Annotated in this window: 26 protein-coding genes; 6 read left to right on the top strand and 20 right to left on the bottom strand. The window is 69.6% G+C overall.

The window, feature by feature from the left end:
* Positions 1–104: 104 nt before the first annotated feature.
* The 5 genes from ACFPZ3_RS49385 to rph all read right to left on the bottom strand — a co-directional run bounded on the left by ACFPZ3_RS49385 (position 105) and on the right by rph (position 4,418).
* Positions 105–374 carry a hypothetical protein gene (locus ACFPZ3_RS49385; RefSeq protein WP_379521374.1) on the bottom strand — a complete coding sequence of 90 codons (270 nt, stop codon included), beginning with the start codon at positions 372–374 and terminating at the stop codon, positions 105–107.
* The gene (locus tag ACFPZ3_RS49380) at positions 371–1,171 is read right to left on the bottom strand and encodes a toxin glutamine deamidase domain-containing protein (RefSeq protein WP_379521373.1); all 801 of its coding nucleotides are present in this window, start codon (positions 1,169–1,171) and stop codon (positions 371–373) included. Before ACFPZ3_RS49380 ends, ACFPZ3_RS49385 begins: the two co-directional genes overlap by 4 nt.
* A gap of 118 nt (positions 1,172–1,289) precedes the next feature.
* Positions 1,290–3,002, bottom strand: coding sequence for a molybdopterin-dependent oxidoreductase (locus tag ACFPZ3_RS49375; protein WP_379521372.1), 1,713 nt, complete (start codon positions 3,000–3,002; stop codon positions 1,290–1,292).
* A gap of 109 nt (positions 3,003–3,111) precedes the next feature.
* Positions 3,112–3,702 (bottom strand): RdgB/HAM1 family non-canonical purine NTP pyrophosphatase, encoded by a 591-nt coding sequence (gene rdgB, locus ACFPZ3_RS49370; protein WP_379521371.1) that lies wholly within the window; start codon positions 3,700–3,702, stop codon positions 3,112–3,114.
* Entirely contained in the window at positions 3,699–4,418 is a 720-nt protein-coding gene (gene rph / locus ACFPZ3_RS49365) for a ribonuclease PH (protein WP_379521370.1), read from the bottom strand. The genes rdgB and rph overlap by 4 nt, the downstream gene beginning before the upstream one ends.
* Positions 4,419–4,471: 53 nt before the next feature.
* On the opposite strand from rph, the gene ACFPZ3_RS49360 reads away from it, so the two are divergent.
* Positions 4,472–5,725, top strand: a complete 1,254-nt coding sequence (locus ACFPZ3_RS49360; protein ID WP_379521369.1) for an MFS transporter — start codon at positions 4,472–4,474, stop codon at positions 5,723–5,725.
* Here ACFPZ3_RS49360 and ACFPZ3_RS49355 read toward each other — a convergent pair.
* From ACFPZ3_RS49355 to ACFPZ3_RS49345, 3 genes are all read right to left on the bottom strand, one after another.
* On the bottom strand, positions 5,710–6,462 hold the full coding sequence (locus ACFPZ3_RS49355; protein ID WP_379521368.1) for an MBL fold metallo-hydrolase: 753 nt from the start codon (positions 6,460–6,462) through the stop codon (positions 5,710–5,712). The genes ACFPZ3_RS49360 and ACFPZ3_RS49355 overlap by 16 nt on opposite strands.
* Entirely contained in the window at positions 6,459–7,283 is an 825-nt protein-coding gene (gene murI / locus ACFPZ3_RS49350; RefSeq protein WP_379521367.1) for a glutamate racemase, read from the bottom strand. Before murI ends, ACFPZ3_RS49355 begins: the two co-directional genes overlap by 4 nt.
* Before the next feature lie 106 nt (positions 7,284–7,389).
* Positions 7,390–8,181: a thioesterase family protein gene (locus ACFPZ3_RS49345; RefSeq protein ID WP_379521366.1), complete on the bottom strand. Its 792-nt coding sequence runs from the start codon at positions 8,179–8,181 to the stop codon at positions 7,390–7,392.
* A gap of 103 nt (positions 8,182–8,284) precedes the next feature.
* On the opposite strand from ACFPZ3_RS49345, the gene ACFPZ3_RS49340 reads away from it, so the two are divergent.
* Both ACFPZ3_RS49340 and ACFPZ3_RS49335 read left to right on the top strand, forming a co-directional pair.
* Positions 8,285–8,611, top strand: a complete 327-nt coding sequence (locus tag ACFPZ3_RS49340) for a hypothetical protein (protein ID WP_379521365.1) — start codon at positions 8,285–8,287, stop codon at positions 8,609–8,611.
* A gap of 86 nt (positions 8,612–8,697) precedes the next feature.
* Entirely contained in the window at positions 8,698–10,581 is a 1,884-nt protein-coding gene (locus ACFPZ3_RS49335; protein WP_379521364.1) for a DUF3352 domain-containing protein, read from the top strand.
* Positions 10,582–10,691: 110 nt separating this feature from the next.
* Here the strand turns inward: ACFPZ3_RS49335 and ACFPZ3_RS49330 are convergent, their stop codons facing one another.
* The 5 genes from ACFPZ3_RS49330 to clpS all read right to left on the bottom strand — a co-directional run bounded on the left by ACFPZ3_RS49330 (position 10,692) and on the right by clpS (position 13,302).
* Entirely contained in the window at positions 10,692–11,639 is a 948-nt protein-coding gene (locus ACFPZ3_RS49330; protein ID WP_379521363.1) for a PLP-dependent cysteine synthase family protein, read from the bottom strand.
* Position 11,640: 1 nt separating this feature from the next.
* A complete protein-coding gene (locus tag ACFPZ3_RS49325) occupies positions 11,641–11,913 on the bottom strand; it encodes a MoaD/ThiS family protein (RefSeq protein ID WP_379521362.1) in 273 nt (90 codons plus the stop codon).
* Positions 11,914–12,053: 140 nt separating this feature from the next.
* A complete protein-coding gene (locus ACFPZ3_RS49320; protein WP_379521361.1) occupies positions 12,054–12,455 on the bottom strand; it encodes a M67 family metallopeptidase in 402 nt (133 codons plus the stop codon).
* Positions 12,456–12,464: 9 nt separating this feature from the next.
* Entirely contained in the window at positions 12,465–12,989 is a 525-nt protein-coding gene (locus tag ACFPZ3_RS49315) for a DUF2017 domain-containing protein (protein WP_379521360.1), read from the bottom strand.
* 19 nt (positions 12,990–13,008) lie between these two features.
* Positions 13,009–13,302 carry an ATP-dependent Clp protease adapter ClpS gene (clpS, locus tag ACFPZ3_RS49310; RefSeq protein WP_379521359.1) on the bottom strand — a complete coding sequence of 98 codons (294 nt, stop codon included), beginning with the start codon at positions 13,300–13,302 and terminating at the stop codon, positions 13,009–13,011.
* Positions 13,303–13,348: 46 nt separating this feature from the next.
* Here clpS and ACFPZ3_RS49305 point away from each other — a divergent pair, with 46 nt between their 5' ends.
* The 3 genes from ACFPZ3_RS49305 to ACFPZ3_RS49295 all read left to right on the top strand — a co-directional run bounded on the left by ACFPZ3_RS49305 (position 13,349) and on the right by ACFPZ3_RS49295 (position 16,006).
* On the top strand, positions 13,349–14,632 hold the full coding sequence (locus ACFPZ3_RS49305; protein ID WP_379521358.1) for a nicotinate phosphoribosyltransferase: 1,284 nt from the start codon (positions 13,349–13,351) through the stop codon (positions 14,630–14,632).
* A 15-nt stretch (positions 14,633–14,647) separates the two neighbouring features.
* Positions 14,648–15,217, top strand: coding sequence for an isochorismatase family protein (locus tag ACFPZ3_RS49300; protein ID WP_379521357.1), 570 nt, complete (start codon positions 14,648–14,650; stop codon positions 15,215–15,217).
* A gap of 252 nt (positions 15,218–15,469) precedes the next feature.
* Positions 15,470–16,006, top strand: a complete 537-nt coding sequence (locus ACFPZ3_RS49295) for an SH2 domain-containing protein (protein ID WP_379521356.1) — start codon at positions 15,470–15,472, stop codon at positions 16,004–16,006.
* A gap of 50 nt (positions 16,007–16,056) precedes the next feature.
* Here ACFPZ3_RS49295 and ACFPZ3_RS49290 read toward each other — a convergent pair whose 3' ends face one another.
* From ACFPZ3_RS49290 to ACFPZ3_RS49260, 7 genes are all read right to left on the bottom strand, one after another.
* Positions 16,057–16,434: an STAS domain-containing protein gene (locus tag ACFPZ3_RS49290; protein ID WP_379521355.1), complete on the bottom strand. Its 378-nt coding sequence runs from the start codon at positions 16,432–16,434 to the stop codon at positions 16,057–16,059.
* A 202-nt stretch (positions 16,435–16,636) separates the two neighbouring features.
* Positions 16,637–18,388 carry a DEAD/DEAH box helicase gene (locus ACFPZ3_RS49285; protein WP_379521354.1) on the bottom strand — a complete coding sequence of 584 codons (1,752 nt, stop codon included), beginning with the start codon at positions 18,386–18,388 and terminating at the stop codon, positions 16,637–16,639.
* A 124-nt stretch (positions 18,389–18,512) separates the two neighbouring features.
* Positions 18,513–19,676 carry a chromosomal replication initiator protein DnaA gene (locus tag ACFPZ3_RS49280; protein ID WP_379521353.1) on the bottom strand — a complete coding sequence of 388 codons (1,164 nt, stop codon included), beginning with the start codon at positions 19,674–19,676 and terminating at the stop codon, positions 18,513–18,515.
* 82 nt (positions 19,677–19,758) lie between these two features.
* Positions 19,759–21,144, bottom strand: coding sequence for an MFS transporter (locus tag ACFPZ3_RS49275; protein ID WP_379521352.1), 1,386 nt, complete (start codon positions 21,142–21,144; stop codon positions 19,759–19,761).
* A gap of 25 nt (positions 21,145–21,169) precedes the next feature.
* Entirely contained in the window at positions 21,170–22,084 is a 915-nt protein-coding gene (locus tag ACFPZ3_RS49270; protein ID WP_379521351.1) for a zinc metalloprotease, read from the bottom strand.
* A gap of 78 nt (positions 22,085–22,162) precedes the next feature.
* Entirely contained in the window at positions 22,163–22,423 is a 261-nt protein-coding gene (locus ACFPZ3_RS49265; protein WP_379521350.1) for a DUF3039 domain-containing protein, read from the bottom strand.
* A gap of 83 nt (positions 22,424–22,506) precedes the next feature.
* Entirely contained in the window at positions 22,507–24,102 is a 1,596-nt protein-coding gene (locus ACFPZ3_RS49260; RefSeq protein ID WP_379521349.1) for an MFS transporter, read from the bottom strand.
* Positions 24,103–24,128 lie beyond the last annotated feature (26 nt).

Genomic DNA, 24,128 nt, shown 5'->3' with positions numbered 1-24,128 from the left:
GAGGCGCGCCCTGAGGTCATCGTGGCGTGCGGCCCGGTGAGGTCAGCCCCAGCGTCAGCTTGACGTGCGGCCGGGTGAGGTCAGCTCTGAGGCCAGATCTGAGGTCAGCGGGGCGTGCGGCCGGGCCACAGTTCGGCCACGGACTCCGGGTCGAGCAGCGGCCGGGCCACGACCTCGCCCGTCGCCCGGTCGATCACGACGCACCCGCCCCCGGTCGTCTCCGGCAGCCGGGCCGGATCGTCGGGTTCGAGGTCGCGCACCCACGCCACGTAACCGCCGTCGAACCCGTGCACACCGACCGGCACGGCCTCCTCCGGCTCCCGAACCCCGTTGAAGTACTCCTCCGCCAGCGCCCTGGCCTGCTCCAGGTTCATCGCGGCCGTCCCTGACGGTCGAGTATCACGCAGAACACCCCTGTCACGGTCCGGTACGGCGGCTCGACCGACATGTGCCCCCGCTGGGCGTCGATCCAGATCACCTCGCCGTCGTAGTTGACCGCGTTCCACGCGTGGGAGCCGCCACCGGGCCAGCGCACCACGATGACGGCGGCGGCGCCGTGCCCGGCGTCGAGCAGCCGCCGCGCGATCATGGGGTAGGCGTGCCGTCCCTGGCCCGCGTACTGCAGGCGCTGCCCGGCCCAGCGCTCGATCCTGGCCACGCTCCCCCGCTCGCCGGTCAGCGCGGGGCGGCCGATCCGGTCGTACTCGGGCAGCCTCGGCGCGGCCGTCGCGGGCTCGCCGTGCCAGGTGGACAGCACGGCCAGCGCGCAATCTGCGGCGTTGGAGGCCCTGAACGGGTCGTCGGCGGGTCCGCCGCCGTTGACCAGCCGGACCCAGGTGCCGCGCGGGTCGGGAAAGCGGGCGCCGGGCCGCAGCGCCTCAGCCAGGTCCCGCTCCACCTGCGGGTCCGGCTGGGCGAGCCCGCCAGGCACGCCGTACGGGCGGCTGTCGGCGAGCCTGGGCGGCCGCCGCGGCAGGTCGAACCAGTCGCCGCCCTCCGGCGGCGCCACGAACTCGTCACGGGGCCCTTCACGGGACTCGTCACGGGGCCCTTCACGGGGCTCGGTGCTCGCGGAGTCGGCGGCCCGCTCGTAGTCGAGCCACCGCACCCCGTCCGCCACCACGGGGTTGTACTCCCCCTGCGGGACACTCGGCTTGCGCTCGCGGAACACGGCCTGCCTCCTGTCATGCTCGACGAACGATCGTAGAGGCGACACCGTGTCAAGGGGGCGAAGTCGGCAAGATTCTCCGCCCGGACTATCTCTCTTACCTGCGCAAACGGCCCATACCTCAGCCCACCTGAACGGTGATGGTGTGCCATCCGGTCGCGCCGTCGGGCGCGGGCGGGGCGAGCTGATCGGTCTGGGTACGCCCGGACGCGTCGGTCGCCCGCACCTCGATCGTGTGCTTCCCGGGAGTGGCGTCCCAGTCGATCGACCACTGCCGCCACGTGTCGGGCCCGGGCACCTGGGCCAGCTTCGCCTGCCGCCACTGCCCGCGGTCCACCCGCACCTCGACGGCGTCCACACCGACGTGCTGCGCCCACGCCACTCCGGCGATCGTGGCGCCGCCCGGCTTGAGCGAGTCGCCCGACTTGGGCACGTCGATGCGCGACTCGGTCTTGATGGGCCCCTTGGCCGACCAGCCCCGGGGCGTCCAGTACGCCTCGTCCGTGTCGAACCTGGTCGCCTTGATGTCCACCACCCACTTGGTGGCCGACACGTACCCGTACAGTCCCGGCACCACCTGCCGCACGGGGAAGCCGTGGTCGACGGGGAGCGCCTCACCGTTCATCGCGACCGCGAACAGCGCCTCGCGGCCGTCCATCACCACGTCCACCGGGGTGCCGCAGGTGAAGCCGTCGGCCGAGGTGGACAACAACATGTCGGCGTCGGAGCGCAGCCCCGCCCGGCGCAGCACCTCGGCCATACGCACGCCCAGCCAGCGGGCGTTGCCCACGTAGGGGCCGCCGACCTCGTTCGAGACGCAGGTCAGCGTGACGTCGGCCTCAGTGAGCGGCATCTTCAGCAGGTCGGCGTAGGTGAGCTCGACCGGGCGGTCGACCAGGCCGTGGATGCGCAGCGTCCAGTCGTTCGGATCGACCTGGGGAACGACGAGGGCGGTGTCGACGCGGTAGAAGTCCTTGTTCGGCGTGACGAACGGCGACAGGCCCCTGATCCGCAGATCGGCACCCGCGGGAAGGGCCTTGGCCGGGGTCGCGGGCTTGGGCAGCGTCACGCCGACGCGCGCGGCGTCCACCGCCCGCCCCGCCCCGAACTGCCGCCCCAACAGGGCCGTCGCCCCGGCGACGACCACGCCCCCTGCGGCGCCGGTCAGCAACCGCCGCCGATCGAACACCAAAGGCTCGCCCCCGGCCCGCATCACAGCCGGCCGCTCCGGCTCCCCCGCCTCGCTTTCGGCCCGTACGACAGCCGGCCGCTCCGGCTCCGCACCGTCGGCGCCCGGCATCCCGGCCGCCGACGGCTCGACGCCGGCTCCGCTCCGGGCCGCCCGCTGCTCGACGCCGCCTTCGCTCCCGGCCGATCGATCCGCAGCGGCGTCAGGAACGCCCTCCTCAGGCGCGGCGACCGTGGACGCCGGGGCGCGGGAAGCCGCGGGGCCCGGCACGGACGCACGGCGTAGCAGCCAGGAAAGGGCCCAAGCCCCGACGGCCACCCCCACCACGGTCGGGATCACGTCCAGAGCGCCGGCGTCAGGCCGCGTCACCACGGCCAGCACGCCCACCACCCCGAACGCCGCCAGCCCCGCGTAGCCGTAGGCGAGCCGCCGCCTGGCCAGCACCCCGATGAGCGCGGCCACCACGGCGAGCACCACCAGAACGCCCCCGACGAGCACGGATTTGTCGTTCTCGCCGAACGTCCTGATCGCGAAGTCCTTGACCGGGGCGGGCGTCAGATCGACGGTCACATCGCCGACGGCCACCACGGGAAACGTCTCTGGCCCGACGAACCCGGCCACGAGCTGCGCGATCCCGAGGGCCACGCCTCCTGACACCAATCCCGCCAAGGCTCCCGCCCAGGCGGGGACCATCTCATTCCTGTGCACAATCCGAAGGTACGTTGCTCCGCACCTCCGGGTTCTTACGCGGTGGTTACGAGCTGACCAGTTCGCGCACGATCGGCGCCAGGGCGCGGAAGGCCCGCCCCCGGTGGCTGATCGCGTCCTTCTCCTCGGGCGCCATCTCGGCCGTCGTGCGCTGCTCACCGTCGGGCACGAGGATCGGGTCGTATCCGAACCCGCCTGACCCGCGCGGCGTCGTGACGAGGTGGCCAGGCAGCACGCCCTCCACCACCCGATAGTCCCCGGACGGCAGCGCGAGCGCCGCGGCGCAGGCGAAGTGGGCGGTCAGCTTGTCGGCGGGCACGTCGGAGATCTGGGCCAGCAGCAGGGCCAGGTTGGCGCTGTCGTCGCCGTGCCGCCCCGCCCAGCGGGCGGAGAAGACACCCGGCATGCCGTTGAGCACGTCGACGCAGAGGCCGGAGTCGTCGGCCACCGCGGGCAGCCCGGAGCCCTGGGCGACCGCGTGCGCCTTGAGCAGGGCGTTCTCCTCGAACGTGACCCCGGTCTCGGCGACCTCCCCGATCGAGGGGAACTCCTCGAGCCCGACGATGTCGAACCCGGCGAGGATGCGGCGCAGCTCGGCGATCTTGCCCGCGTTACGGGTGGCCAGCACGATCTTCATGAGCCGAGGGCCTCCTGCTGGATCAGGGTCAGCTCCTCACAACCCGCCACGGCCAGGTCGAGAAGCTGGTTGAGCGCTCCGCGGTCGAAGGGCGCGCCCTCGGCGGTGCCCTGAACCTCGACGAAGCTGCCCTCACCGGTCATGACGACGTTCATGTCGGTCTCGGCGGCGACGTCCTCGGTGTAGCAGAGGTCGAGCATGGGCACGGTGCCGACCACGCCGACGGAGACGGCCGCGACCGAGCCGATGAGCGGGTCGCCGGGGCACATGCGCCGCTTGCGCATCCACTCGATGGCGTCGGCCAGCGCGACGTAGGCCCCGGTGATCGCCGCGGTCCTGGTGCCGCCGTCGGCCTGCAGGACGTCGCAGTCGAGCAGAATGGAGTTTTCCCCCAACGCCTTGTAATCGACGCAGGCGCGCAGCGAGCGCCCGATCAACCGGGAAATCTCGTGAGTCCGGCCGCCGATTTTGCCGCGGACCGATTCACGATCGTTACGCGTATTGGTCGCTCTCGGCAACATCGCGTATTCGGCCGTAACCCAGCCCTGCCCGCTGCCCCTGCGCCAACGAGGCACACTGTCCTGGACCGACGCGGCGACCAACACCCTGGTGCCGCCGAATTCCACCAGCACCGACCCCTCTGCGTGGGTCAGCCATTGCCTGGTGATGGTAATGGGACGTAGCTGGTCAGGGTTGCGGCCATCCTGTCGGGACATGCAGATCACCCTATCTCCGCGCCACAACACTCTTGACCAAATGTGTCCGACACATGGATCCTTACGCAATGACAACGGGGGTGTTGCGAAACCCTGACTTTCTCCGGTTCCTGAGTTCGCATGTGGCGAACGAACTGGGGGCGAATATCTCCCGTGTGGCGCTTCCGCTGATAGCGGTGATGGTGCTGCACGCCGGTCCCGCCCAGGTGGGGCTGCTGTCGTCGCTGCAGACGGCCGCGTTCCTGATCTTCGGTCTGCCCGCGGGGGTCTGGGTCGACAGGATGCGCAAACGCCGGGTGATGATGGCCTCCGACTTGGCGAGGTTCCTGTTGCTGGGCAGCATTCCGGTGGCGGCCACGCTAGGGGTGCTGACAATCGAGATGATGTTCGCGGTCGCCCTGCTGGCCGGGGTGGCCCAGGTCTTCAACGACGTGGCCGACCAGACCTATCTGCCCAATCTGGTCAGCAGGCCGCAACTCAGCGATGGCAACGCGAAACTGGAGGTGGTGCGCTCGGGATCGTTCCTCGCGGGACCGGGCGTGGGCGGCGTGCTGGTGCAGTTGCTGAGCGCGCAGCGCACGATGGTGGCCACCGCACTCGGCGCGCTCGCGTCGGTGTTCCTGCTGGCCTCGATCAGAACGCCCGACAAACCGCCCAGCGACACCGAGCGCCGCCCGCTGCTGCAGGGCATCCGCGAAGGGCTCTCGTTCGTGTGGCAGGACCCCCTGCTGCGCGCGTTCATGGCCGCCTCGACGATCGGCAACCTGTGCGTGAGCGGCGTGATGGGCCTGTCGGTGTTGTTCCTGGCCGAGACCATCAAGCTGACTCCGGGGGCCGTCGGGGCGCTGCTCATGTCGGGCGGATTCGGCGGGCTGCTGGGCGGCCTCACCGGCGGCTGGCTGGCCAGGAGGCACGGCACCGCCAGGATGACCTGGCTGGCCGCCACCATCGGCGCTCCGTTCGGCCTGTTGCTGCCGATGACGCAGCCCGACTGGCGGGTGGTGTGCTTCGGGATCGCCTCGATCATGATCTCGTGGGGCGCGACCCTGTCGAACATCGGCCAGATCACCTACCGGCAGACCGTCACCCCCGAGCACCTGCTCGGCCGGGTCAACGCGTCGGTTCGGTTCCTGTCGTCGGGTGTGATGCCGCTGGGAGCGCTGCTCGGCGGCCTCGTCGCTCAGCAGATCGGGGTGCGGCAGACTCTGTGGCTGCTGATGGCGGGCCGGGCGGTGGCGTTCGTGCCGCTGCTGTTCTCGCCGCTGCCACGCCTGCGTGACTTCACCGAGGTTCAGGCCAGGTCGTAGACGGCGCCGCTGCGGGCCAGTTCCACCGGTCCGCCGTAGCCGCCTCCGTTGGCCTCCTCCAGCACGGCGGCCTGGTCGTTCCAGGGCACGAGGTGGGTGAGCACGAGCTTGCCCACGTCGGCCTTGGCGGCGTGCTCGGCCGCCTGGCGGCCGGTCAGGTGCAGGTCGGGAGGCAGGTCGGGGCCCTCCATGAACGACGCCTCGCACAACAGCAGGTCGGCGCCCATGGCCAGCTTCACCAGCTCGCCCGACTCGCCGGTGTCGCCGGAGTAGGCCAGGCTCTTGCCACCGTTGACGACGCGGAAGCCGTACGCCTCGACCGGGTGGTTGACCAGGCCCGTGGTGAGCGTGAAGGGCCCGATCTCGAACGAGCCCGGCGCCAGCGCCACGAAGTCGAACGCGGTCTCCAGGCCCGGCTCCTCCGGCATGCCGTACGCGGCCGCGAGCCGGGCCGGCGCGTCCGCGGGCGCGTAGACGGGCACGACCGGATACGGGGCCTCGGGACCGTACGTGCGCGCCACGTGATAGCCGCAGATGTCCAGGCAATGGTCGGCGTGCAGGTGCGACAGGCAGATCGCGTCAACCTCGTACAGGCCGATGTGGCGTTGCAACGCGCCCAGCGACCCGCTGCCGAGGTCGAGCAACATCCTGAACCCGTCGGCTTCGAGGAGGTAGCAGGACGCGGGACTGTCGGGACCGGGGTAGCTCCCGGAACATCCGACGATGGTCACCTTCATGTGGGCCTCCCGTTAAAGGTAGTACCCCCCGCGGGTGCGACTTCGACCACATCGATCTCCGGGCCCAGGAAACGCCGCCCGAGCCGGGCGAAGAGCAGGGAGTCGCCGGTGGCGCGGAAGCGGTGCCGGGGGGTGGCCTCGCCTCCCACCGCCAGATCGCGGTCGTGCAGGATCCGGTAGACGTCCTTGGCCGTCTCGTCCGCACTGGAGATCAGCGTGACCCCGTCACCCGCGACATAGGAGATCGCGCCGGTGAGCAGGGGGTAGTGGGTGCAGCCGAGGATGAGCGTGTCGCACCCGGCGGCCCTGACGGGCTCCAGGTATTCGCGCACGGCCTCGATGAGCTCGTCGCTCATCGTCTCTCCTCGCTCGACGTAGTCCACCAGGCGTGGGGCGGCCACGCCGGTGAGCTCCACGTCGGGCGCCGCGGTGAAGGCGTCGTGATAGGCCATGGAGTCGATGGTGGCCCTGGTGGCGATCACGCCGACCCTGCCGTTGCGGGTGGCTCGCACCGCGCGCCTGGTGGCCGGCATGATCACCTCGACGACCGGCATGTCGTAACGCTCGCGCGCGTCGCGCAGCACGGCGGCGCTGGCGCTGTTGCACGCGATCACGAGCATCTTGACGTTCTGCTCGACCAGGTGGTCCATGACCTCCAGCGCGTACGCGCGCAACTCCGCGATGCGTTTCGGCCCGTACGGCTGACGGGCCGTGTCGGCCACGTACGTGATGGATTCATGGGGCAACTGGTCGATGATCGCGCGCGCGACCGTCAAACCGCCGACCCCGCTGTCGAAGATCCCAATACTCGCGTCCGGCACGCTCTAGAGGGTAGGCGACCTGCACGATCAACACTGCGTAAGAATGCTCACAGGTGCGACACGTGAGCTTGTAGCGGTGTTGCGTTGGTCACATCAGCCCGTCACGTCACCCTCTGCCGACCCGGGCGAGCTGGCGCGACTGGGCCACCAGACGGCCCGCGGAGTCGCGTACCTCGACCTCCTCGTCGAACCAGCCGTCCGAAATCAACCGGCCGCTGCCGAGCACCGTGAGCCAGCCGGGCGCGGGCAGGGCGCGCAGGTGCCAGGTGAGGTCCACGGTGGGCGCCCAGCCGCGCAGGCCGGCGGAGAACACCACGGGCGGCAGCGCGTCCACGGCCAGCGCCAGCACGTACGGGTCGGGGTCCTGGGGCTCGGCCATCCTGAAGTACGCCCGCGACTCCGGTCTGCCGACGGGCTCGCCCTTCAGCCAGCCGATGGTGGGCGGGTCGAAGAGCAGCTCCATCTGGGCGTTCAGGGTCATGCCGGACTCCGGCTTGGGATCGGGGAGCTTGACGCAGTCCTCGACCGGCGGCATCTCATACGCCGATTTTTCGGCATAAATCGGCTCGCCGTTGTGCAGCGTGGCCGTCGTGATCAGCCCCTCGATCTGCGCCACCCCATCCTGTACGAGCGTCGCCCTGGCGAACGCGACCGTCCTGCCCGCCTTCAACGGCTCCACCCGCACCTGCGCGGGACCGGCGACCGGCGCCTTCAGGAACTGCGCCGTCGTGCTCACCGGATGCTCGAACGGCGAGGCGTCCACCGCCGCCCGCAGGATCACGGCCATCAGGTAACCGCCGTTGAGCGGCCCGCCGATCGCGTATCCGGTGTCGAGGCACACGTCGTAGGTGCTCTCGTCCACCCTGATCGCCTGCGTGGCCTCGTCGAACTTCGTCATTCGCCCCTGCCTCACGTCTGGAACTATGTTCTAGCAACTCTAGAGCATTCGCCCATCAGCGCGCCTACCTGCGAAAACATGATTCGGGTGACAACGTTTGATCATGGCAAGTGTCACCGAACTCATCGGTCAGTCCGTTTGGGACTCCAACGGGGTGTGGGTCGGTTTCGTGGTGGACATCCGGGTGGTCAGGCACAAAGGGGAGCTTCAGCAGAGCCACACCGTCTACGGACTGGTGGTGTCAGGCAGGCGCGCTCCGCTCCTGCTCGGCCTCACCCGCGATCGCCAGGGCCGATCGGCGTGGCTCTCGCAGGCGCTGGCGCGACTGGTCTACGCGGGGTGCACGTTCGTGCCGTGGGAGAACGTCACAGACTACGGAGATGGGGAGGTCCACATCGATGTCCTGAGAAATGAACTCAGCCGGGTCTAAATTCCAACTTCAGTACATTGCAAGCGCACGTCTAGCAACATCAGCTACCTTCACTGTGGTCAAAAGTCCACATTGTGAGTTGAGTGATGTCTGCGAACAATCCCCCCTATGGCCAGGATCCTGACCGGACCACGGCGTATAACTGGAACCAGGGGCAGCAGCCGGAGAACCCGCCGACGGCGCAGTATCCGGGGCAGCCCTACCCACCGCAACAGCCGTACCAGCAGCAGCCCTATGGCCAGCAGTCCGCTGAAGGACAGGGTGCCTACGGGCAGCAGGCGTCCTACGGCCAGCAGCCCCCCTACGGCCAGCAACAGCCTTATGGCCAGCAACCCACCTACGGGCAGCAGCAACAGCAGCCCCATGGCGGCCAGCAGTACGGCGGGCAGCAGCCTCAGGGCGGCTGGCAGCAGCAGCAACAGCCGCAGCAACAGCAGGGTTGGCAACAGGAGCAGGGCTGGCAGCAGCAGGACCAGTACGCCCAGGGCGGCTGGCAGCAGCAGGGCCCCGACGGCTTCGGCCCCGCGGAACCCGCCAAGAAGGGCCGCAAGAGCTGGATCATCGCCATAGCCGCGGCACTGGCCGTGGTCCTGCTCGGTGGTGGCGCGGTGTGGGCCGTGGGCTCCTTCGGCGGCGGCGGCACGCAGCCGAACGACGTCCTGCCCGCGAACTCCATCGCCTACGCCCGTCTTGACCTCGACCCGGCCGCGAACCAGAAGCTGGCGTTGTTCCAGCTCGCCAGAAAGTTCACGGTCACCAAGGACTCCTTCTCGGGTGAGGACCCGCGTAAGGCGTTGTTCGACACGATCAACGGCCAGGACTCCGACAGCAAGCTCGACTTCGCCAAGGACGTCGACCCGTGGCTGGGCAGCCGGATCGGCTTCGCCGCCGTGCCCTCCGGCAAGGAGGACCCCGACTACGCGGTGGCCATCCAGGTCAAGGACCAGGAGCTGGCCAAGGCCGGCCTCGCCAAGCTCATGGAGGGCGACAAGTACGGCGTCGCCTTCCGCGAGGACTACGCGCTGCTGAGCTCCACGCAGGCCCTGGCCGACAAGTACGCGCAGGGCGAAGGCAGCCTGTCCGACAACGCCGAGTTCAGCGACGACATGGGCGCGGTCGGCGAGCAGGGCGTGCTGTCGTTCTGGGCCGACATGGGCGGCATGCTCGAACTGGCCAAGAAGGAAGTCCCGGCCGGCCAGGCCGCGACCCTCGACAAGATCAAGGACGCCAGGTTCGCCGGCGCACTGCGCTTCGACAGCGCCTACGTCGAGCTCGCCGGCGTCGTACGCGGTGCGAACGGCATGACCCCCGAGGGCGACCTGCCCAAGGCCAACCTCGGCACCCTGCCCGCCAGCACCGCGGGCGCCCTGTCGGTCTCGGGCCTGGACCAGATCGTCACCAAGCAGTGGGCCGAGATCGAGAAGCAGGCCACGGCGGCCGGCTCCGCGGAGATCAGCCAGCTCCTCCAGAGCGCCAAGACGCAGCTCGGCCTGAATCTGCCCGGGGACCTGGCCACGGTGCTCGGCAAGAACTTCACGATCGCCGTGGACAGTGAGGGCCTCGACAGCGACCAGGTCAAGGGTGGCGTGAAGGTCACCACCGACCCGGCCAAGGCGCAGGCGATCCTGGACAAGGTCACGCAGGCGATGACGCAGAACGGCTCGCCCGCTCCGCAGATCGCCAAGGTCTCCGGCGACGGCGTCTTCACGGTGGCGACGACGGACGAGTACGCCAAGAAGCTGGCCGAGGAGGGCACGCTCGGCGACTCGGAGACGTTCCAGACGGCGATCCCGAACGCCGCCGACGTGAACTACGCGTTGTTCGTCGACCTGGACAAGATCGAGAAGCTCTACCTGGCGTCCATGCAGGGCGATGACAAGGCCAACGCCCAGGTGCTGCGGGCGGTCGGGCTGAGCGGCACGCAGAGCGACACCGAGTCGACGTTCTCGCTGCGGCTGCTGTTCAACTAGTCACCTCGAAGAGTCACCTCGAACGACGAAGGCGGCCGGTCCGATGGGACCGGCCGCCTTTCGTCGTCGAGATCAGGCCCCAGAGCCGGCCTTCGAGCCCGTCGTCGAGATCAGGCCCAGAGCTGGCCTTCGAGGCGATCCTCCGCCTCCTCCAGCGTGCCCTCGTAGGCTCCCGTGGACAGGTATTTCCATCCGCCGTCGGCCACCACGAACACGATGTCGGCCCGCTCCCCCGCCTGGACCGCCTTCGCGGCCACGCCCAGCGCGGCGTGCAGCGCGGCCCCGGTCGAGACCCCGGCGAAGATGCCCTCGGTGGCCAGCAGCTCACGTGTGCGCTTCAGCGCGTCGGCGGAACCCACCGAGAAGCGCGTGGTCAGCACGGACTCGTCGTAGAGCTCGGGGATGAACCCCTCGTCCACGTTGCGCAGCCCGTAGACCAGCTCGCCGTAACGCGGCTCGGCCGCGACGATCCGGACCTCGGGCACCCGCTCGCGCAGGAACCGCCCGACCCCCATCAGCGTCCCGGTCGTGCCGAGCCCGGCCACGAAGTGGGTGACGGTGGGCAGGTCTTCCAGGATCTCCGGGCCGGTGCTCTCGTAGTGGGAGCGCCAGTTGGCCGGGTTGCCGTACTGGTAGAGCATGATCCAGGACGGGTTCTTCGCGGCCAGTTCCTTGGCCACCCGCACCGCCTCGTTGGAGCCGCCCGCCGCGGGCGAGGAGATGATCTCCGCGCCCCACATGCGCAGGAGCTGGCGGCGCTCATCGGAGGTGTTCTCCGGCATCACGCAGATCAGCTTGTAGCCCTTGAGCCTGGCCGACATGGCGAGCGAGATGCCGGTGTTGCCGCTGGTGGGCTCCAGGATGGTGCAGCCGGGCGTGAGCAGCCCGTCCTTCTCGGCCTCCTGGATCATCCAGAGCGCCGGCCTGTCCTTGATCGACCCGGTCGGGTTGCGGTCTTCGAGCTTGGCCCAGATCCGCACGTCGGCGGAGGGCGACAACCTCGGCAACCCGACCAGAGGCGTGCGGCCGACCGAGTCGATCAGCGATTCGAAACGCATGTCACCCGCCGGCGACGGCGGGGAGCACGGTCACCGTGTCGCCGTCGGACACCGGCGTGCCGAGGCCGCCCAGGAAGCGCACGTCCTCGTCGTTCAGGTAGACGTTGACGAAGCGCCGCAGGCTGCCCTCGTCGACGAGGCGAGCCTTGATGCCGGGGTGGCTGGCCTCGAGATTGCTGATCAGCTCGTCGAGGGTGGCGCCCTCGGCGCTCACGGCCTTGGCGCCGTCAGTGTAATTACGCAGGATGGTCGGAATGCGAACCTCGATGGCCATCGCGGTCAGTCTCCTCAGGTCAGGTCGTCGTCCCATCGGCAGCAACACCGACGGCTTGATGCGGATTCCGCGTCAGCGACAGTCGTAGACGACGACAGCCGGAGTATGTGCGAACAGAAAGCTCTGCACAGGCCTGACCATCATGGGAGAAACCTTACCTCTTCCTCGGTGATCACACCTTCGAGGATCCGGTAGGAGCGGAACTCCACCTCGTTCTCGTCCCTCGTGGAGACCAGCACGTAGTGGGCGTCGGGCTCGGAGGCGTAGGAGACGTCGGTGCGCGACGGGTAGGCCTCCGTGGCGGTGTGGGAGTGGTAGATCACGACGGGCTCCTCGTCCCGGTCGTCCATCTCCCGCCACACCCGGAACTGCTCCATCGAGTCGAAGCGGTAGAAGGTGGGCGAACGCTCGGCGTTCTCCATCGGGACGAAACGCTCGGGCACGCCGCCCTTGCCCGCGATGACGCCGCACGCCTCGTCGGGGTGATCGGCCCGGGCATGGGCGACGATCTTGTCTACCAGTTCCTGCGCGATCGACAGCATGCCCGGAAATTACCAGAGGGCCCGGACCAGGCTGTCCTGGAGGTAGGTCAGCCAGTCATAGGTGACGTAGGCCGGGTAACGGGGGTCGTCCTCGGACATGATCGCGATCTCGTCGTGGACCTCCTCGGTCACGTCGAGCTTGGTGCCGAGCGTCAGCCGCAGGTCGTTGAGCGAGCGCAGCCACGCCTGGGCCTCCTCGGCGTTCAGCTCCGCGTGCCCGGGCGTCGCCGTCTCGTGCACGGTCTGCGCGTCGGCGCGCTTGCCGTCGCGCAGCGTGGCCTCGGTGTAGCGGCGGAACTCCGCCGAGTCCTTCTCATCCTGATAAGCCGACGGGAACAGCCTGGCCAGCACCGGATCGGACGGCACCGCGCTGTCGCCGATGCCCAGGGCCCGCTCCAGCGGGTCGTCGCTGGTCTGCCCGGGCGAGACGATGCCGAGCATCATGGAGACGAGCGAGCGCAGCAGCGAGACCTCCGCCGCCTCGAACACGGCGATGACGCCGCCGTTCTTGCCTCGTGTGAACCCCGAACTCACCAGTGCCACCTCATCCGACTCATTTGACCGAGTCCGGCTGGACCGTCGCCCACAGGCCGTAGGAGTGGAGAATCTGCACATCCCTTTCCATCTCCTCGCGCGTGCCACTGGACACGACCGCCTTGCCCTTCTGATGGACGTCGAGCATCAGCTTCTCGGCCTTCTCCTTCGTGTAGCCGAAGACCGTTTGGAAGACATAGGTCACGTAAGACATGAGGTTGACGGGGTCGTTCCAGACGATGGTCACCCATGGCAGATCGGGCCGGACGTCCGATGACGGACGCTCGACGGCGATTGGAGCGGTGCTACCCACATCCACGAGTCTGCCCTATCTGGGCCGTAGTCTTCGACTCGTGACAATGACCATGAGCACTGCGTTGCTCACAGATCACTATGAGCTGACAATGTTGCAGGCCGCGCTGAGGAGCGGCGCGGCGCACCGGCGCGCGGTTTTCGAGGTGTTCGCCCGGCATCTGCCAGGTGGGCGGCGCTACGGGGTGGTCGCCGGTACCGGACGTGTCCTGGACGAGCTCGAACGCTTCCGTTTCGGTGACGATGAACTCACTTATCTTCGGGAGCACCAGGTTGTCGACGACGCCACTCTGGCGTTTCTCGCCGATTACCGGTTTTCCGGGAACATCTACGGCTACCGCGAGGGCGACCTCTACTTCCCCGCCTCCCCGATCATGGTCGTGGAGGGCACGTTCGCCGAGGCCGTCCTGCTGGAGACCGTCGCGCTGTCCATCCTGAACCACGACTGCGCGATCGCCTCCGCCGCCTCACGCATGACGAACGCCGCCGGGCCGCGCCCGCTCATCGAGATGGGCTCCCGCCGTACGCACGAGGCCGCCGCCGTGGCCGCCGCCAGGGCCGCCTACATCGCCGGGTTCGCCTCGACCTCCAACCTGATGGCCGGACGCGTGTACGGCGTGCCCACGGCCGGCACGGCGGCCCACGCGTTCACGTTGCTGCACGACACGGAGCGGGCGGCGTTCGAGGCCCAGATCGCCTCGCTCGGGGCCGGGACGACGCTGCTGGTGGACACCTACGACGTTCCCGAGGCCGTACGCACGGCCGTGGAGCTGGCCGGGCCCAAGCTGGGCGCGGTCCGCATCGACTCGGGAGACCTGGCGGCGGCGGCCCAGGAGGTACGCGAGCAGCTCGACGCGCTCGGCGCCTTCAACACCCGCATCCTGGTCACCTCCGACCTCGACGAGTACGCCATCGCCGCGCTCGCCGCCGCCCCCGTGGACGGCTACGGCGTGGGCACCTCCCTGGTGACCGGCTCAGGCGTGCCGACCGCGGCCCTGGTGTACAAGCTGGTGGCCAGGGAGACGGCCACGGGCAAGCTGGAGGCCGTGGCCAAGCGCTCGGTGGGCAAACCGTCGCGCGGGGGCCGCAAGGAGGCGTACCGGCTGCTCGACGAGACCGGCACCGCCGACACCGAGCTGATCACCACCGGCGAGCTCGTCCCCGAGAACGGCATCCCCCTCCTCCACGAGCTGGTGCACGACGGCAAGGTCATCGGCCGCGAACCCCTGTCCGCCGCCCGCGAACGCCACCAGGCCGCCGTCGCCATCCTCCCCTCCGACGCCCTCCACCTCGGACGCGGCTACGCGGCGATCCCCACGGAATTCGCCTGACGTATCGTGCTACCTATGGGCACCGCGTTGATCATCGTCGATGTGCAGAACGACTTCTGCGAGGGCGGCAGCCTGGCCGTGGCCGGGGGCTCGGAGGTGGCCGCGGCGATCACCCGTCACGTGGCCGACCACGCCTACGACCACGTCGTGGCCACCCGTGACCACCACATCTCCCCCGGCACCCACTTCTCCGACGCCCCCGACTACGTCTCCACCTGGCCCGCCCACTGCGTGGCCGGCACCCCCGGCGCCGACTTCCATCCGTCGTTCGACGTGTCGGGGGTGGAGGAGGTCTTCAGCAAGGGGGCGTACGCGGCGGCCTACAGCGGCTTCGAGGGCGTCTCCGGCGACGGCGCGTCCCTGGCGGACTGGCTGCGGGAGCGCGAGGTCCACGAGGTGGACGTGGTGGGCATCGCCACCGACCACTGCGTCCGCGCCACGGCCCTCGACGCGGTCAAGCACGGCCTGGCCGTGCGGGTCCTGCTGAACCTGACGGCCGGCGTCGCCCCGACGACCACGGAAGCGGCCATGGCGGAGCTCCAACAGGCCGGCGCCACCCTCCACGGCGCCCCCACCCAGGGCTGATCACTCAAGCCCACGCAGACCTCCTCGGACATCCCGCGCGCCCGTGCTGCCTTGGCGACCTCGTGCTTGATGTCCTCCGGCAGATGGAGACGCACCTCAGGCACCCTTCGAACCGTGGCCCGGCGCCCCGATGGCGCCGTCGATCACGAAGAGTACACAGTTTGCAACGCTGAGGTCATGTGATATCGAAGAGGGCGAACCCCCTCCGAAATCACGGTAATACGGAGAGTCACCAACTAGTGGAGGTTCTTCATGCTGGCCCTCTCCCTCGGTGTGGCCTGGCTCATCCTCGCCCCCCTCTGCCTGTGGCTGCTCGTCAAGGGCAGCAAGGCGGAACGCGCGGGCGCGATCGCGACCTTAGCCCTGCTGGAGGCCGGGACGATCGCGATGAACGCCCTCGCGACCCCCTCCCGGATCCGGCCGGCCACCGAGCCCGCCTCGCACGCGGTGCCCGTCCCCATGCCCGCCTGTGACGAGCGCGCCCCCGTTCCCCGGTCGGCGAGGGCCGGGGCGGAGCTCGTGCTGACGTGGCCGGCCGTACCGCGCCAGTGCGACACCGCCGAGGTCGTCCTGCGCGCGCACGGAAGGAGACTGCTGGTCTGGCTGTACGAGACCACGCGTACGGGCGAGCACACGGCCGTGCTCACCACGCGGCACCGGAACGTGTTCACCCTCCCGGTCCACATCAAGAGCGGCACGGTCACACTAAAGGTCCCGTTGCACGAAAAATCGGGCTACATCCTGACTGATGGGCGTAGCGGGCGCCCCATCCCGCGACCGGCCTCATAAGCGCTTGATCGCGAGCCCCGAACAGCGCCGTCCAGGGCTCGCGAGTTCGTTCAGGCTTCCTCGGCGGCCTCCCGCAGCGCATCGTCGAACTTCGCGAACACCTCGAACGCGTGCCGCAACCCGGTGATCGACAACACTCGCGCCATCACCCCCTGAACCCCTCCCAGCAGCAGCCTCGTACCCCTGGACTCGCACCGCTGCATGATGTCGACGAGCTCGTTCATGCCCATGGAGTCGCAGAACGCGATCTCGCCGAGGTCCAGGATCAGGAAGGATTTGGGGGGCAGCTCCCAGATGTGCTGCAGGTGCTCCCTCAGGATCGGCAGCGCCCCCACATCGAGGTCGCCGTCGAGCCTGACGATGATGGCGTTTCGAGAGAGGCCGGAAGCGACGATGAGCGTCGACTTTCCGGTGGCCTCAGACGACATGGGTGAAGTCCTTCTGCATATCCCAAGACAGCCAAGAGTGGTTGTTGCCGCTTCCGTCGAGCTTCTAACAGAAGGCCACTGCTCTGTGGCCAAATGCGCAGAGTCACGCATCGTAATCATCGGCGGCGTGCCCGCTGACCTGGGGATGTCCCTCAGATCGCCGCCGGGCGCCCCCCACGGGCCGCCCGGCGGCGGGAGGCCCTCAGCGCCGCTGGGTGGCCCAGCGGCGGATGGTGTTGATGCGCTCCTGGATCTCCTCCGCCGTGGCCTGGGCGATCGGCGGGCCGCCGCACGATCGCCGCAGATCCGCGTGGATGACCCCGTGCGGCTGGCCCGTGCGGTGGTTCCAGGCCCCCACCAGGCCGTTCAGCTCGCGTCGCAGCTCGGCGATCTGCTCGTGCGGCGCCACCGCCTGCGGGGGCTCCTCCTCCTGCTGCTTGCGCCTGGCGGCCTGCTGGTCGGACTGCCGCTTGCGCAGCAGCGTCGCCACCTGGTCGGGCTCCAGCAGCCCCGGCAGCCCGATGAAGTCCTCTTCCTCGGCCGAGCCGACCTCGGCGCCCGTGCCGAACTCGCCCCCGTCGAAGAGCACCCGGTCGAACGTGGCCGAGGTCTCCATCGTCTCGAACGGCAGCTCGTCGCCCAGGACGTCGGGGTTGTCCTTCTGGCGGTTGGCGTCGTCCAGGAGGGTGTCGTCGAGGCCGTCCTCGGGAGGCCGCTTGTTGAGCACGTGGTCGCGCTCCAGCTCCATCTCGTTGGCCAGCCCCATGAGGGTGGGCACCGAGGGGAGGAAGACCGAGGCCATCTCGCCGCGCTTGCGGGCACGCACGAAGCGGCCCACGGCCTGGGCGAAGAAGAGCGGGGTCGAGATGGAGGTGGCGTAGACGCCCACGCACAGGCGGGGGATGTCGACGCCCTCTGACACCATGCGCACGGCAACCAGCCAGCGGTCCTCCGAGGCCCCGAACTGTTTGATCTTCTTGGACGCGCCGGGGTCGTCGGACAGGACCACGGTGGCGCCCTCGCCGGTGATGTTGCGCAGGTGGCGGGCGTAGGCGCGGGCGGTCTCGTGGTCGGTGGCGATGACCAGGCCGCCCGCGTCGGGCACGCCCCTGCGCACCTCGGTGAGGCGGCGGTCGGCGGCCTGCATGACCTGGCGGATCCAGTCGCCCTTCGGGTCGAGCGCGGCCCGCCACGCCTGGCCGAGCTGGTCCTTGGTGAGCGGCGTGCCCAGGGTCGCGGCGATCTCGTCGCCGGCGCGCGTGCGCCACTTCATCTCGCCGGAATAGGCCAGGAAGATGACCGGCCGCACGACTCCGTCGTCGAGCGCCGGGCCGTAGCCGTAGGAGTAGTCGGCGACGCTGCGCTTGAAGCCCTCGGCGTCCTCCTCGTAGCCGACGAACGGGATCGGGTTGTCGTCGGACCTGAACGGCGTCCCGGTGAGCTGGAGGCGGCGCGTGGCGGGCTCGAACGCCTCCCGCACGCCGTCACCCCACGACTTGGCGTCGCCCGCGTGGTGCACCTCGTCGAAGATGACCATCGTCTTGCGGGCCTCTGTGCGCGCCCTGTGCAGGGCGGGGTGCATCGCGACCTGCGCGTATGTCACCGCCACCCCGGTGTAGTCGCGTGACGTCGCGCCCTGGCTGTTCTTGAACTCCGGGTCGATGCCGATGCCGACCTTCCCTGCGGCGTCGGCCCACTGGCGCTTGAGGTGCTCGGTGGGCGTGACGACCGTGACCGCCCTGATCACCCCGTTGGCGAGCAGCTCGCTGGCGATGCGCAAGGCGTAGGTCGTCTTGCCCGCGCCCGGCGTCGCCACGGTGAGGAAGTCACGCGGCTCGCGCCTGAAGTAGAGGTCGAACGCCTCCTGCTGCCAGGCGCGCAACTTGGGGGCGGTGCCCCACGCGGCCCGGTCCGGATAGGAAGGCGAAAGGTGGGACGCGGCGAAGGTGCTCACCGCATCACCTCTGGGGTTCGTGTGCTTCGCTTTCTCACAGTGACCCAAGAGTAATCGGGCCCACCGACAAGACGTGCCGTGAGCCGAGGATTCTGGCCAAGGTCTTCCTCACGTGCTATGCGGCTTATCTGAGACTCGTCATGACCGCGTCGAGCGCCTGCCTGCCGCTGTTCTCCTCGGGTTGCAGCAGTCCGACCAGCAGGACGGGCCGGTCCCCGCGAGTGAGCAGCATCACTCTGAGGAACGCCGGGCGGTTCACCACGTCCCGATATTCGGCCCGCAGCGCCCGGGTGTGTCCGTCGGGAAGATCCTTGTCCTCGACGACGGTCACGCGGTCGCCCTGGAGGAGAAGCCTGGAGTACAGCTCCGACGCCTCCGCCGTGGCCTTCCTGGCGTCTTTCACCGGTCCAGGCACCGGTCTGGCCATCACGAGCGCCCCGTCCCCGTTCCGTACGACCGAGGTGAACCCCGTGACCGGCGCCACCGCGCCCACGCTCCATCCCTGCGGCAACGTGGCCGCCACCCCGGCCAGCGAGTCGCTCACCCGTCCCGTGCCCGCCTGTGGCGTGGTCATCCGCAACACCGCCACCGTGGCCCCCGCCACCAGCCCCGCCCCGACCGCGAGGGCCGCCAGCACGGCCGCCACCCGCTTCCACGCCCCTCCTCCCCCTGCGGCGCTCCGTCCGCGCGACCCCGGGTCCGCTGGAGACCCGTGGAGGCGGGCGGACGGGGGGAGGTCGTCGTAACCGCCCTGGTCGAGATCGCGGGGGCCGGTCCCGCGGATCCTGGGGTTCCACGACGCCTCCGCCCGCTCCTCCGGGCCGGGGTCCGGTGGATGGGGGCGGCTCCAGCCGGCCTGCTCGGGCTCCAGATCCAGCGGATGCCTCCTGCGCCCCCAGCCCGGCCGCTGCTCGGGCGGCCGCTGCTCGGGCGGGCGGCCCCAGCCAGGCGGACGGCCCTTGTCGGGGTCCGGCGAGCGCCCCCAGTCGGAATCGGGCGAGCGTCCCCAGTCGGGCTCGGGCGAATCGCTCCCAGGAGGCTCGGGAGTACGGCCCCAGCCAGGCTCGGGCGGACGGCTCCCAGGAGGCTCGCGAGGGCGGCCCCAGCCGGGCTCCGGCGGGCGTTCCTGCGCCGGTACGTACGGCGCCCGCCCTAAGGGCGGCTCAGGACGGCCGGCACGCCCCTGTGGCGGCTCCTCGTCGCGGGGCGCGGGCTCCGTGCCCTCTGGAGGAGTACGGCGATGCCTGGGCCCCGAGAGAGGGGGCCAGACCTGGTGATCATCCTCCATGGCACCTCCTTGCCCGCTGTCCTATCACTCCCCGCCACGGGGATCAGGAGAACCGTGATCGCTGTGACAGGAGGGGCGGAATTCAGCGGGTGCGGCCGGCGAGCAGGACGCCGCCGAGCGCGATGGCCGCCATGAGGGCCGAGATGACCATGAACCCGGTGGCGATCTGGGCGGAGGAGTGCCCGATCACGTTCATCAGCGCCCCGCCGATGCCGATCGACAGCGCGGACCCGAGCTGGTCCGACACCTGCAGGGCCGCCGAGTTGGCCCCCTGCTCGTTGACCGGCGACTGCTTCATGGCCGTGACACTGACGGTGGTCATGCCGAAGCCCATCCCGAAGCCCGCCACGATCCACGCGGGCACCGCGATCCACCCGCTCACCCCGGGAAGGACGGAGAGCAGGCACAGCAGGATCGCGATGGCCACGCACCCCACGCCCAGCCGGATCCGCTTGTGGGCCTCGCCCGGCCGCCTGCTCTGGATGAACGATCCCGCCGACCACCCCAGGGCCCCGGTCGTCAGCGCGATCCCGGCCGACGTCGTGTCGAAGTGCTTGACCTCCTGCAGCGCCAGCGGGATGAAGGAGTTCACGCCGAAGAAGGAGGCCGAGAAGAACCCGCGCATCAGCACGGTCGTGGGGAGACCGCGCGCGAATCGCAGCGCGTGGGGAGGCAGCAGCCGGTACAGGCCGTACACGAGGAGCGCCAGCCCCGCCACGGTCTCCACGCTCGCGGACGCGGCGTGCAGGTGCAGCCGGTCCACCCCGTACAGCAGCAGCCCGGCCCCGCCGGCGGTGGCGGTGGCGGCCAGCGTCATGGCGATCGGCCTGGAGCGCGGCCCGGTGCCGGGCGCGGCCACGGCGGAGGACCCCATCCGCAACGCCGGTACGAGCATCACGAGCGCGGGCACGACCAGCGGCACGATCCCGTAGAAGACGTATCGCCACCCCCACTGCTGCCCGACGAACCCGGCCACGGACGGCCCCACCATGGCGGGCACCACCCAGGCGGCGGAGACGGCGGCGAACGCCTTGGGCCGTACCTCGACCGGGTACACCCGGGCGATCATCACGAACAGCGCCACGATGGAGGCCCCGGCCCCCAGCCCCTGTACGGCCCGCGCCAGCAGGAACATCACGGCCGATGACGCCGCCCCCGCCAGCGCCATCCCGGCCACGAACAGCAGCACCCCGGCCAGGAACGGCACCGGGTACCCCCGCCGGTCCGACCAGAGCCCGGCCACCACGTTCATGAACAGGCTGGCGATGAGGAAGGCGGAGAAGCTGAGCCCGTACAGGTCGAAGGCGTCGAGATCCTTCGCGATGGCGGGCATGACGACGCCGACCGACATGCCCTCGAAGGCGATCAGCGTGACGACCAGCAGGATGCCTAAGGTGGCGGTGCGGTAGTCGGGGCCGAGGATGCCGGGAGGCTTGTGGGGAGTGTCGAGTGCCTTTGGTGCTGTCACCCACACATCGTAATTTGCCGGAAATCTAAAGGACCGCCGCCGTGTCCCGGTACGCGGCCCACATCTCGTGCATCCGGTCCGCCTGCCCCTGGGTGAACTCCCACATGCACCGGTCGTGGGCGTAGTCCATGAAGTTGTGCGCCGGGTCCTTGCCCTTGTGCCTGGGGCAGGAGTCCTTGTCCTGGGGGCACGCCTCGGTCGGGCCGCCCTCGGCGGGGGTGTCGGCGATGCCGTCGCCCGGCGACTGGCAGCCGTTCTCGAAGGTGTGGAACAGGCCGAGCCAGTGCCCGATCTCGTGCACGCCGGTGAAGCCCCGGTTGTAGTTGATCATCGCCCCGCCTGGCAGGCTGCGCCAGTCGATCACGACGCCGTCGAGGCCGGGCGAGCCCGCGTACCAGTAGGGGTAGCTGGCGAAGCCCAGCATGAGCTCGCTGAGCTGGGCGATGTACAGGTTGAGCGTGCCGGGGCCGCCCTCGTGCAGCGCGTTCTTGATGGCCTTCTCGTGGCCGACGGGATCGGTGAACCAGGAGGAGTTCTCCTTGACCGAGATGCCGTCGAGGCGGAAGCGCACGCCGGTGTCGACGCCGCCGAACCTGCCGCCGTACGCGGAGTTGAGCGTGTCGATCTGGGCCATGATCGCCTGGTCGGAGACCTGGCGGCCGGAGCCGCGGGAGATGACGTGCACCCGGGTCGGCACCGTGATCTGACTCGGCGGCGTGACCCCGGCGAGCCGCTCGCCGAGTTCGGCGAGGATCTTGCCGACGTCTTCCGGCTTGGGCGAGCGCGGGCCGGGAGTGCGTGGCGCCAGAGTGCGTGGCGCGAGAGTGCGTGAAGCGGGTCTGGCGCAGGCGGCCGCCACGGCGGCGCCGGGCAGGAGCGGCTGGGAGTACCCGGCCGCGAGCAGGCATGCCAAAAAGACGGCGGTCGCACGCCGGGCCATGTAATCCCCCCACAACGGTATGAGACGGTCTGGCTACAGACCGTAACTCTCCGTGGGGGGATTACCGCTCAGCAACACTCACTGCTTGTCGTCGCCACCCTCGCCGCCACCCTGGGGCAGCCCTTCGTAGATCTCCTTGCACTCCGGGCAGACCGGATATTTCTTCGGGTCGCGGCTGGGCACCCAGATTTTGCCGCACAGGGCGCGAATGGGCGTGCCGCTCACCATGCTCTCGGTGATCTTGTGCTTGTCCGCGTAGTGGGCGAACCGCTCGTGATCGCCGTCGCCGTGCGACGTCCGCGGAGTCGTCTCCTGCTGTGGGAGGATCTTCGTGCTCACCTCACCGAGTTTATGCCCGCCGGGGACCCCGGACAGCGCTACGGCCCCCGCCCGGTGAGCGGAGGCCGTACGGAGAGCGCTGGTCAGCCCATGTGGACCGGTGCGCCCTCGGTCTTCCTGCCGGACCTGACGAAGAGCGCCAGCACGGCGGTCAGCAGCGCGATGCCGGTGCTCACCAGGAAGGCGATGTGCATGCCGTCCATGAACGAGTTGTGCAGGGCGTCGCCGATCTGCTGCGGCACCCCTGCGGGCGCCTGGCCGAACGCGGCGGCCTTCTCCAGCAGCGTCATCTGCTCGGCCGGGATCGCCTGCGCCGCCGGGCCGAGATGACCGGGCAGCCTGCTGGAGATCTCCGCGGCCATGACGGCGCCCAGGATCGCGGTGCCGAGCGCGCCGCCGACCTGCATGGCCGATTGCTGCACCCCACCCGCGACACCGCTCAGCTCCACCGGCGCGTTGCCCACGATGATCTCCGTGGCGCCCACGAAGACCGGCGAGAGGCCGAAGGCCAGCAGCACGAACGGGATGGCGCTCTCGATGAACGAGGCGTCGATGCTGAGCTGGGACATGAGGAACATCGACAGCGCGGTGATCACCAGACCGCCCGCCATCGTGACCTTCGGCCCCAGCCTGCCGAGCAGCATGCCCGCCAGCGGCGAGGCGACGATCATGCCGGCGCTCATCGGCAACATGCGCAGGCCGGCCTCCAGCGGGGACAACCCGTGCACGCCCTGGAAGAAGAAGCCCAGGAAGAACATCGCGCCGAACATCGCGAACGCGACCATCATCATCAGGAAGGTGCCGATGGAGATGGAGCGGTTGGCGAACAACGACAGCGGCACCAGCGGCTGCCTGGCCCTGCTCTGCCAGAAGATGAACGCCGCGATGAGCACCACGAAGGCGCCCACGAAGCTCAGCGTCGTGGTGTCGCCCCAGCCCCATTCGGGGGCCTTGATGATCGTCCAGACGAGCGAGAACATCGCGCCGGACAGCAGCAGCACACCGAGCCAGTCGACCCGGGAGAACGTCTGCACGCGGTTGTCCTTGATCAGCAGGAAGCCCAGGACCAGGGCGGCGATGCCGACCGGCGCGTTGATGAAGAAGACCGACTCCCAGCTCACCTTCTCGACCAGCAGACCGCCCACGATCGGGCCGGCCGCGCTGGACAGGCCGATGATCGCGCCCCAAGCGCCCATCGCCTGGTTCAGCCGCTCACCCGGGAACGCTCCACGCAGCAGGGCCAGCGCGGCGGGCTGCAACAGCGCGCCGAACAGGCCCTGCAGCACGCGCAGGCCGATCAGCACACCGGCCGGAGTCACACCGGGAATGATGTCGGCCAGTTGGGCGCTGAGCCCGATGCCCACAGAAGACAGCGCGAAGCCCCCGACACCGATGAGAAAGACACGCTTGTGGCCGAACAGGTCACCGAGCTTCCCCGCGGTGATCAGAAAGACCGCCAGCGCCAGCAGGTAACCACTGGTCACCCACTGCAGATCGGACATCGAAGCCTTCAGATCGGCCTGGATCGACGGGTTGGCGATGCCGACCACCGTGCCGTCGAGCATCACCATGATGACGCCCAGGCTGACCGCCAACAGCACCAGCCACGGGTTGCCCCCTGTCCCCGTCTTGGCAGGGCCGGGCGACAGCGGTGCTTCCACCGCTTTCGCGTGAGCCATGAGTCCCCCTAGTTACACGTACTGCC

It is taken from the genome of Nonomuraea insulae, assembly GCF_042656245.1.
This window is presented reverse-complemented; position numbering and strand designations above follow the sequence as displayed.

Excerpts from the sequence above, each read along its gene's own strand:
- ACFPZ3_RS49290 (WP_379521355.1), bottom strand. The coding sequence starts at position 16,434 with ATGTCGTCTGAGGCCACCGGAAAGTCGACGCTCATCGTCGCTTCCGGC.
- ACFPZ3_RS49280 (WP_379521353.1), bottom strand. The coding sequence starts at position 19,676 with ATGGAGGATGATCACCAGGTCTGGCCCCCTCTCTCGGGGCCCAGGCAT.
- ACFPZ3_RS49335 (WP_379521364.1), top strand. The coding sequence starts at position 8,698 with ATGTCTGCGAACAATCCCCCCTATGGCCAGGATCCTGACCGGACCACG.
- ACFPZ3_RS49330 (WP_379521363.1), bottom strand. The coding sequence starts at position 11,639 with ATGCGTTTCGAATCGCTGATCGACTCGGTCGGCCGCACGCCTCTGGTC.
- ACFPZ3_RS49320 (WP_379521361.1), bottom strand. The coding sequence starts at position 12,455 with ATGCTGTCGATCGCGCAGGAACTGGTAGACAAGATCGTCGCCCATGCC.
- rdgB (WP_379521371.1), bottom strand. The coding sequence starts at position 3,702 with ATGAAGATCGTGCTGGCCACCCGTAACGCGGGCAAGATCGCCGAGCTG.
- ACFPZ3_RS49325 (WP_379521362.1), bottom strand. The coding sequence starts at position 11,913 with ATGGCCATCGAGGTTCGCATTCCGACCATCCTGCGTAATTACACTGAC.
- ACFPZ3_RS49270 (WP_379521351.1), bottom strand. The coding sequence starts at position 22,084 with ATGGCCCGGCGTGCGACCGCCGTCTTTTTGGCATGCCTGCTCGCGGCC.
- ACFPZ3_RS49345 (WP_379521366.1), bottom strand. The coding sequence starts at position 8,181 with ATGACGAAGTTCGACGAGGCCACGCAGGCGATCAGGGTGGACGAGAGC.
- ACFPZ3_RS49300 (WP_379521357.1), top strand. The coding sequence starts at position 14,648 with ATGGGCACCGCGTTGATCATCGTCGATGTGCAGAACGACTTCTGCGAG.
- ACFPZ3_RS49360 (WP_379521369.1), top strand. The coding sequence starts at position 4,472 with ATGGATCCTTACGCAATGACAACGGGGGTGTTGCGAAACCCTGACTTT.
- ACFPZ3_RS49260 (WP_379521349.1), bottom strand. The coding sequence starts at position 24,102 with ATGGCTCACGCGAAAGCGGTGGAAGCACCGCTGTCGCCCGGCCCTGCC.
- ACFPZ3_RS49305 (WP_379521358.1), top strand. The coding sequence starts at position 13,349 with ATGACCATGAGCACTGCGTTGCTCACAGATCACTATGAGCTGACAATG.
- ACFPZ3_RS49340 (WP_379521365.1), top strand. The coding sequence starts at position 8,285 with ATGGCAAGTGTCACCGAACTCATCGGTCAGTCCGTTTGGGACTCCAAC.
- rph (WP_379521370.1), bottom strand. The coding sequence starts at position 4,418 with ATGTCCCGACAGGATGGCCGCAACCCTGACCAGCTACGTCCCATTACC.
- ACFPZ3_RS49295 (WP_379521356.1), top strand. The coding sequence starts at position 15,470 with ATGCTGGCCCTCTCCCTCGGTGTGGCCTGGCTCATCCTCGCCCCCCTC.
- ACFPZ3_RS49355 (WP_379521368.1), bottom strand. The coding sequence starts at position 6,462 with ATGAAGGTGACCATCGTCGGATGTTCCGGGAGCTACCCCGGTCCCGAC.
- ACFPZ3_RS49385 (WP_379521374.1), bottom strand. The coding sequence starts at position 374 with ATGAACCTGGAGCAGGCCAGGGCGCTGGCGGAGGAGTACTTCAACGGG.